This is a genomic window from Youngiibacter fragilis 232.1, from assembly GCF_000495435.3.
Lineage (GTDB): Bacteria > Bacillota > Clostridia > Clostridiales > Clostridiaceae > Youngiibacter > Youngiibacter fragilis.
Genome location: NZ_AXUN02000197.1, coordinates 21,717 through 29,916, shown reverse-complemented (window position 1 = coordinate 29,916; position 8,200 = coordinate 21,717). Strand labels below are relative to the sequence as shown.

Sequence of the window (8,200 nt, the reverse complement as noted above, 5' to 3'; positions counted from 1 at the left end):
GGAGTGCAGACCAATCAGCAGAATAATGACGGAACCGGATTCCAGGGTGGAAGAGGTAACGCCAATGTAGAAAGAGGACAGAGGAATCTCAACCTTAACAACGGAATATGCATACTCACTGAAGAGTAGGCAGCAAAGGACCTGAAGCCGGATTTGGCTTCAGGTCCCTTTTGCATGTTGCCTGTATCTCAGGCTCTTTCATAGTATCTGATATTTTACGGAGCTTCCTAATAGAGTTCGTTTCCGTTTGACCCGATGACTTTCTTGTACCAGTGGAAGCTGTCCTTCCTGTACCTGTCAAGGGTACCGTTTCCTTCATTGTCCTTGTCGACATAGATGAACCCGTAGCGTTTATCCATTTCTCCGGTTGACACGCTGACAAGGTCTATGCTTGCCCATGGGGTGTAACCTATCAGATTGACACCATCATCGATGGCCAGCCTCATCTGTTCGATGTGCTGCCTTATGTAGTCAATCCTGTACTCGTCATGTATCCTGCCGTCCTCAAAGGTATCCCTGGCTCCGAGTCCGTTCTCTGTTACCATTATCGGTACGTTGTACCTGTCGAATACATGGTTTAATGTATAGCGGAGTCCCTTGGGGTCAATCTGCCAGTCCCATTCGCTTGCCGAAAGGTATGGATTCTTTGCTCCACCCATGACATTCCCTGAGACCTGTGCGCTTTCCTTGTCGGAGCTTATGCAGTTGGACATATAGTAGCTGAATGAATAGAAATCCACGACTCCCTTCCTGATGACCTCAAGGTCCTCGTCAGTGATCTCGAAGGAAATCCCGTTCCTTTCAAAGTACCTCTTTATGTAGTAAGGATAGATGCCCTTAACCTGTACATCCCCGCTGAAGCAGTTCCTCAGAAGGTCCTCCTCCTGGGTCAGGATGATGTCATCCGGATTGCAGGTGAGGGGGTAGACCGTAATGTGACAGATCATCGTACCGAACTGGAAGTCCGGATTGATCTTCTTACCCATCAGAACTGCCTTAGCGCTTGATACGAACTGATGATGGAGAGCAGCGAAGCGTTTGTTTGGATCGTCTATCTGTGCTATGAAGAACTCGGTCTTACCGTTGAGAATACCAGCATGGTTCCAATTTCCAAGCTTTGTTGTAAGGCAGTTTATCTCGTTGAATGGAATCCAGTATTTGACCGTATCCTTGTACCTTGTGAAAAGCACCTCACAGAACCTGAGGAAGTAGTCCATGCATTTCCTGTCCGCCCATCCATTGAATTCATGTGTGAGCTGCAGAGGGTTCTCGTTATGGTAGATTGTGACTAGAGGCTCCATGTTATATTTTTTCAGTTCTGCGAAAACCTTGTCGTAGAATTCAAGCCCCTTTTCATTCGGCTCTGTCTCATTTCCGTTAGGGAATATCCTGGTCCAGTTGATTGACATCCTGAAGATGTTGAAGCCCATTTCAGCGCAAAGCGCGATGTCTTCCTTGTAACGGTGGTAGAAGTCCACTGATTCGTGTGATGGGTAGTAGTATTTTGATTCATCGATATCCAGCGTTATCCTTCTAGGGACCTTGTGTGATCCGCTTGTCATTACGTCTGAAATGCTCACACCTTTTCCATCGACATTCCAGGCTCCTTCGCACTGGTTGGCTGCCGTAGCGCCTCCCCAAAAGAAACCTGCGGGGAACTCTTTAAGTTTAGTCATAAGAATCTCCTTTTCGCTAAAAAATAATTCATCGTAATTTAGATGATACCATAAATGAATTAGATTTCAATAAAAATTATTACATTCGGAGCATTGACTAAAATAAAATTAATTGTTATAGTAGCAATAGTAAAATATATTTTATTGAAAAGCGAGGCTATCATGAAAGAAACAATAAACACAAACAAGGCACCACAGGCAATAGGCCCATACTCACAGGCCATTGCGACTGAAGGGTTTCTGTTTTTATCAGGTCAGATTCCGATAAATCCTGAAACAAATTTGATTGAAGGCAGTACAATCGAAATTCAGGCCCGTCAGGTAATGAAAAATATTGAAGCGGTTTTGAATGAAGCAGGTATGACATTCGATGATGCAGTAAAGACTACCTGTTTCCTTTCAGATATGGAATATTTCGGCGTGTTCAACCAGATCTATTCCGAATACTTCACCAGTCATCCTGCCAGGTCCTGCGTGGCCGTAAAGGAGTTACCAAAGAACGCATTATGCGAAGTAGAGGTCATTGCCCACAAATAACTAACAAGGAGAGAGAATGATGAACAACAAGAAGCTAGTAGCAGAAATACTCTCAAACATCGGAGGTAAGGGTAACATCGCTAATGCAGCACACTGCATGACCAGACTCCGAATAACCCTGAAGGACCAGACACTTGCGAAGCCTGATGAGCTTAAGAAGATCGACGGTGTGCTTGGAGTGGTAAAAGGCGAGAACCAGATCCAGATCGTCATTGGAACAAGCGTAGGAAATGTATACAAGGACCTTTTGGAAGTGACCGGACTAAAGGAAGAGGCAGCAATCGATGAAAATCCTGATGGAATGGATATAAAGTCGACAAAGGACAGCCTCAAGAACAGCAAGGGAAGCTTTCTCACCGGATTCTTCGAGACGATTGCCGGCATATTCAACCCAATAGTACCAGCGCTTGCCGGAGCAGGTCTTGTCAGGGCGATACTTACCATAGCTGTAGTTATGGGACTTAACAACAAGGGAAATACTTATTTTGTAATCAATACGATAGCAAACGGAATCTTCGTCTTCCTTCCATTCCTACTGGCAGTTTCTGCGGCAAAGCAGTTCAAGATGAGCCAGTATGTGGCACTGACCATATGCGCTGCAATGCTCTCATCAAACTGGGCCAAGCTCATAACTGAGGGTACCACAGCATTCTCCTTCATGAGCATACCCTTCACTGTTGTTAACTATTCTTCATCCGTATTGCCGATAATATTCGCGGTATGGTTCGCATCATATGTCGAGAAGTACGTAGACAAGGTAATCCCTGGAGCACTCAAGATAATCTTCGTTCCAGCCCTTACGATGCTTATCGCAACTCCAGTGATACTGATCACAATAGGACCCGCGATGACATTCGTAGGCCTAAAGCTTGCAGCTGCTGTAACGATACTATTTGAGAAGGGCGGAATACTTGCCGGACTCATATATGGCGGAGTCTATTCCTCCATGGTAGTGCTTGGTATCCATCATGGAATGGTACCTGTCCTCATACAGGGCATAACAACATCTGGCTTCAACTACATATCGCCAACCAGCGGATCCGCAAACATGGCACAGGCAGGTGCAGCTTTTGGAGTCTGGCTCAAGGCAAAGAATCCCAAGACAAAGACTATCGCAGCATCGGCAACCATCGCCGCAGTAACAGGCGTAACAGAGCCGGCGATATATGGTGTGAACTTCAGGTTCAAGAAGCCATTCTACGCAGCAGCCATAGGCGGAGCCTGCGGTGGAGCATTCGCATCCTTCTTCGCCCTCAAGGCGTATGCAATGGGCGGACCTTCATTCCTCAACTTCGCAATGTTCATAGGTGAAAACCCTTCGAACATGTGGCTGGTAATGGTGGGATTTGCCATAGCGTTCGCAGTTGCAACAATACTCACAATAGTATTCGGCTTCGATGAGAGCTTGTAAGATAAGGGATTTTACTGAATAATTGAAGGGGGTGGTTATCACTCCCTATTATGGTTAAAAGGCAGGAGATTATGAAAGAGAAGATGATTGACGCATTCAGATATGCCTCTGGCGGCCTGTTCACAAAGGTGGAGAAGGCTGATGTAGGCGGCACCTACCAGGAACTGGAGAAGCAGGGAGTGGCTCTCATGGGATGGGCAGATCCCTACATGCCTGACTCTTCAATGCCTAAGCATGTTGAAGACGCATTGGTCGAGGCGATAAGGAATCCATCAGCGGCACACTATACAGCGCCGATAGGGAACCAGGAGCTTAAGGATGAGATTGCAAAGAAACTGAAGATCTACAACGGACTTGATGTGGACCCGGTGAGGAACATACTGATCACTCCTGGCTCGGATTCAGGGCTATATTTCTCCATCCTTCCCTTCATCGGAAAGGGAGATGAGGTTCTGATCCCAAGTCCCAGCTATCCGAACAACTACCTGAACATCTCGATCATGGGAGGGACCGTAGTCCCAGTACCCCTTCATGAGGATCATGGATATCAGCTGAGAATTGAGGACCTTGAGTCAAGGCTAACCTCAAGGACGAAGATGGTCATATTGACTCATCCGAACAATCCCACCACAACGGTATATGACAGGGAATCACTGGAGAAGCTGAGCAGCTTCATCGTGGAAAATGACTTGATCCTCGTATGCGACCAGGCTTTCGAGGATTTCTGCTATGAGAACGAGTTTCTGACTCCGGCTGCCATGCCTGGAATGTTCGAGAGGACGGTCACAGTGTTCTCGTTTTCAAAAGGAATGGGACTTAGCGGACTAAGGGTTGGCTATGTGGTATGTTCTGATGCTATAATGGATTCATTATATGCCAATGCAGTATCCGTGCTCGGTGCAACCAGCACGGCAAGCCAGATAGCCCTCATTGAGGCCTGCAAGGATCTGGGATTCATGGAGGATTTCAGGAAGTCCTTTGACTTCAGGAGGAAGGCAGCTTTCGAGATAATGAATTCCATACCTGACGTTACGATGGCCATGCCTGAGTCTGGTTTCCTTTGTTGGGTGAATGTCTCGAAAATAGGGAGCTCCACTGAAATAGTCGACTACCTGTTGAAGGAAGCAAAAGTATCAGTGAACGACGGGATCAACTACGGCGCCGGAGGAGAAGGGCACTTCAGGGTGGTCCTAGGAGTCTACAGGGATGACGCCAAGGTAATCGATGCACTGGACAGGATAAAGGCAGCACTGATAAAATGGCAGGATGAAAAACAGGACCGAAGATAACGTAAATATACTTTAACGAAACACATGATTTTGGGGAGACATTAAAATGGCAATTCAAGAAGTCGAATTGACGATCGTAGACAGGGAAATACTTAACTCTTATGCCCATATAATCAATGGGCTCGCTGATTATCTGGGTTCAGGCTATGAGATTGTTCTTCACAGCCTTGAGGATTACGAGCATTCAGTAATCAACATAATTAACGGAGAGCACACGGGAAGGGTAAAGGGTGTTCCTATCACTGACCTTGCACTTGAGATGCTGGAGAAGATTTCCCGTGAAAAGAAGGACTACATCTCTTATTTCACGACAAACAAGAAGGGCGAGCCCCTTAAATCGAGCACAATAGCGATAAGAGGGGAGAAAAACAGGATAATTGGTCTCCTCTGCATGAACCTGTACCTCAACACTTCATTCCTGGACATCATGAAGGTATTCATTCCAGGAACACAGACCGATTCAAATCAGCTCAACATGGAGAATTTCGTCGACAACTCCGATGAACTGATAGAATCGACACTGAAGAAGGTCAGGGAGAGCGTCATGAAGAATGATGAGATAAACGTTTCGAACAAGAACAAGATAATAATCTATAAGCTTGACGATTATGGGATCTTCAACATCAAGGACTCCATACCCAAAGTTGCAGATCTTCTGGAAATATCGAAGAACACCGTATACATGCACCTGAGGAACAAGCCAGCAAGTGAGGGTGCGGAATCCAAGTGATAGCAGGAACAGAATAGCGAGAAATGGTCATGAAGCTTTTGAAGGCATCATGACCATTTATATTTTTTCATTTGTTGCGACATGTGTTCATGAATATGACGTTATGGATGTAAACAAGGGGAGTGTTTACAAGATGTGCATGGTATTCGAACAAATTGAATGTGTTCGGTGAGAAGATGTAAACTTAGTGAATATTTTGACAATATATGAAACAAATAGTGAATAAAGGACTAAAATATAGCTGTAGAGACCTGAAGTCTCGAATATGACATATCAGGAGGGAAGACATGAAAGCAAAGCGTCTCATAGGATTGGCAGCAGCCTTATGCCTGCTCGGTACCATCACTGCGTGCAACAAGACTCCGGTAACTCCTACAGCAACTGCGGCTCCATCTGCTCCTGCAATAGCTTTTAAGGCAGGAAAGTATCAGGGAACTGCCATGGGGTACAACGCGAATGTTGTCCTGGACGTGACCTTCTCTGACAATGCGATAACTGACATTGCCATATCATCAGAGGCTGAAACCGCACATGTGGGAAAGCCGGCATATGACATCCTGTTCCCGTGGATCAAGGAATACACTTCGACAGGCGTAGACGTTGTTTCAGGTGCGACCTTTACAAGCAGGGCTGTGCTTGCAGCCGTAGAGGATGCGGCAAAGAAGGCAGGGTGTGATGCAGCCGCACTGAAGAAAGGCGCGAAGGCATTTGAGCTCGTTGCAGGGACCAAGGTCACCGGAACATATGATGTTGTGGTGATAGGTGCAGGCGGAGCCGGAATGGCTGCAGCGGCAGCTGCTGCACAGGCAGGTGCGACAGTACTTGTCATGGAGAAGGAAGTAGAGATGGGTGGAAACACCTTAGTTGCAGGCGGAGCGCTCCAGATAGTCCAGCCATCCCTTGTATGGGACCCGGCTAACCCTGATGCGACAACAGGTATCTATGAGCCAACAGGGGAGAAGGTTGAAAAGATACACTCTGATACCGGCAGGCTTTCAGTTCTCACCATGATCCTCAACTGGAATGAGAAGCCTTTTGACGGAACCGTGGAGGATGCAGCGGCAATCAAGGATGTAGATGATTATGACCTTCCTAACAGAGGAGTGCATGCTGAATACCTTCCGACCCTAAAGGCACTCAAGGAACAGATCACAAAGTACAAGGCGTACGCTGATGCGAAGATGGCAAAGGGTGCAACAGAAAAGGACCTCATAAACTTTGACAGCGTAGAGATGCACATATTCCAGACATATTACGGAGGAATGAGGCTCAACAACGAGAAGAACGAATGGATATACAGCAAGTATGAGCTTGTTAAGCAGATGTGCGAAGAGGCAAGCGAAATCAAGCCATGGTATTCGGAGATGGGTACCATATTCAGCAACAACACGCTTTCGACGCTTATCGGCTGCATGTGGCAGAGGATAAACGGGATAATAGGCGGAGTGGTAGACGGAGTTGAATATAAGGCAACAGGATTCGGAGACAACAGCGGAAAGTGGGCAGGCTATTTCAAGGCCCCTGAGGGCGTTGTCCTCAAGGCAAACTCGAAGAACAAGATAATGACAAGGACTACCGCAACCGAGCTCGTAAAGGACAGCACAGGCAGGATAGTCGGGGTCAAGGGAAAGATGTTCGACGGGACTGAAGTTGAAGTGACTGCGACTAAGGGCGTAGTGCTTGCAACAGGAGGCTATGGAGCAAATATAGAGATGGTCTTAAAGACCAATGAATACTGGAATGCTGAAGACCTCACATCTTCAATACTCACTACCAACAGAAGCCTTGCACAGGGCGAAGGGATAGTCATGGCGCAGGCGGTCGGTGCAGGAGTAACAGGCATGGGATGGACACAGCTCATGCCGATTGGCTGGGCGAACAACGGCAACCTTGCCGGTGGAAACGGTGAAGACGTCATATTCATAAGTCCGGCAGGAACTGCTAACGCCGGGAAGAGATATGTCAACGAGTCAGCCGAGAGGGACGTGCTCGCTCAGGGAGCCTTCGACTTCGGGGGAGACAAGGGGCTGTTCATCCAGGTGACAAATGCGAAGAGCATGGGAAGTTCCAGCGGAAAGACTGTTGAAGGAAGGGAATATATCGTAACCCTCACTGAAGCGGCAGCGCTGCTCAAGATCGATGAGAGCGTGCTCAAGCAGACAATAACCGAGTACGATGCATTCCTCATAGGTGCTTCAGCTACTCCTTCAAGCCCGGCAAAAACTGCATACAGGAACCTCATCGGAGAATGCGAGAAGGATGCGGCAGGGAAATACAAGACCGAGACCTATAAGATCGGCAGCCTGTCAGTAAGGTATCTCGCTCCATCCACGCACCACACCATGGGCGGACTCACAGTGGATACGGAAAGGCGTGTCATTGACACAGCAGGAAAGATAATCCCTGGTCTTTATGCGGCAGGAGAGGTAACAGGAGGATTCTTCGCAGGAAACAGGCTAGGAGGCAATGCCACAACCGAAATACTTACTGCAGGAAGGATAGCAGGAAACAGCGCGGCAGCAGGAAAATAGGATATTTCATGTATAGCTTTGGAGGT

Annotated in this window: 6 protein-coding genes; 5 read left to right on the top strand and 1 reads right to left on the bottom strand. The window is 47.2% G+C overall.

Going from position 1 to position 8,200, the window contains the following annotated elements:
• Positions 1-227: 227 nt before the first annotated feature.
• Positions 228-1,676, bottom strand: coding sequence for a glycoside hydrolase family 1 protein (locus T472_RS13930; RefSeq protein ID WP_023863656.1), 1,449 nt, complete (start codon positions 1,674-1,676; stop codon positions 228-230).
• 162 nt (positions 1,677-1,838) lie between these two features.
• On the opposite strand from T472_RS13930, the gene T472_RS13925 reads away from it, so the two are divergent.
• The 5 genes from T472_RS13925 (at position 1,839) to T472_RS13905 (ending at position 8,174) form a co-directional block, all read left to right on the top strand.
• Positions 1,839-2,213, top strand: a complete 375-nt coding sequence (locus tag T472_RS13925; protein ID WP_023388500.1) for a RidA family protein — start codon at positions 1,839-1,841, stop codon at positions 2,211-2,213.
• 19 nt (positions 2,214-2,232) lie between these two features.
• Positions 2,233-3,624: a PTS transporter subunit EIIC gene (locus T472_RS13920; protein ID WP_023388499.1), complete on the top strand. Its 1,392-nt coding sequence runs from the start codon at positions 2,233-2,235 to the stop codon at positions 3,622-3,624.
• A 71-nt stretch (positions 3,625-3,695) separates the two neighbouring features.
• Positions 3,696-4,913, top strand: a complete 1,218-nt coding sequence (locus T472_RS13915) for a pyridoxal phosphate-dependent aminotransferase (RefSeq protein ID WP_040907725.1) — start codon at positions 3,696-3,698, stop codon at positions 4,911-4,913.
• A 46-nt stretch (positions 4,914-4,959) separates the two neighbouring features.
• Complete coding sequence (locus T472_RS13910) at positions 4,960-5,643, top strand: helix-turn-helix transcriptional regulator (RefSeq protein WP_023388497.1); 684 nt, start codon at positions 4,960-4,962, stop codon at positions 5,641-5,643.
• A gap of 287 nt (positions 5,644-5,930) precedes the next feature.
• Entirely contained in the window at positions 5,931-8,174 is a 2,244-nt protein-coding gene (locus T472_RS13905) for an FAD-dependent oxidoreductase (RefSeq protein WP_023388496.1), read from the top strand.
• The last annotated feature ends 26 nt before the right edge of the window (positions 8,175-8,200 follow it).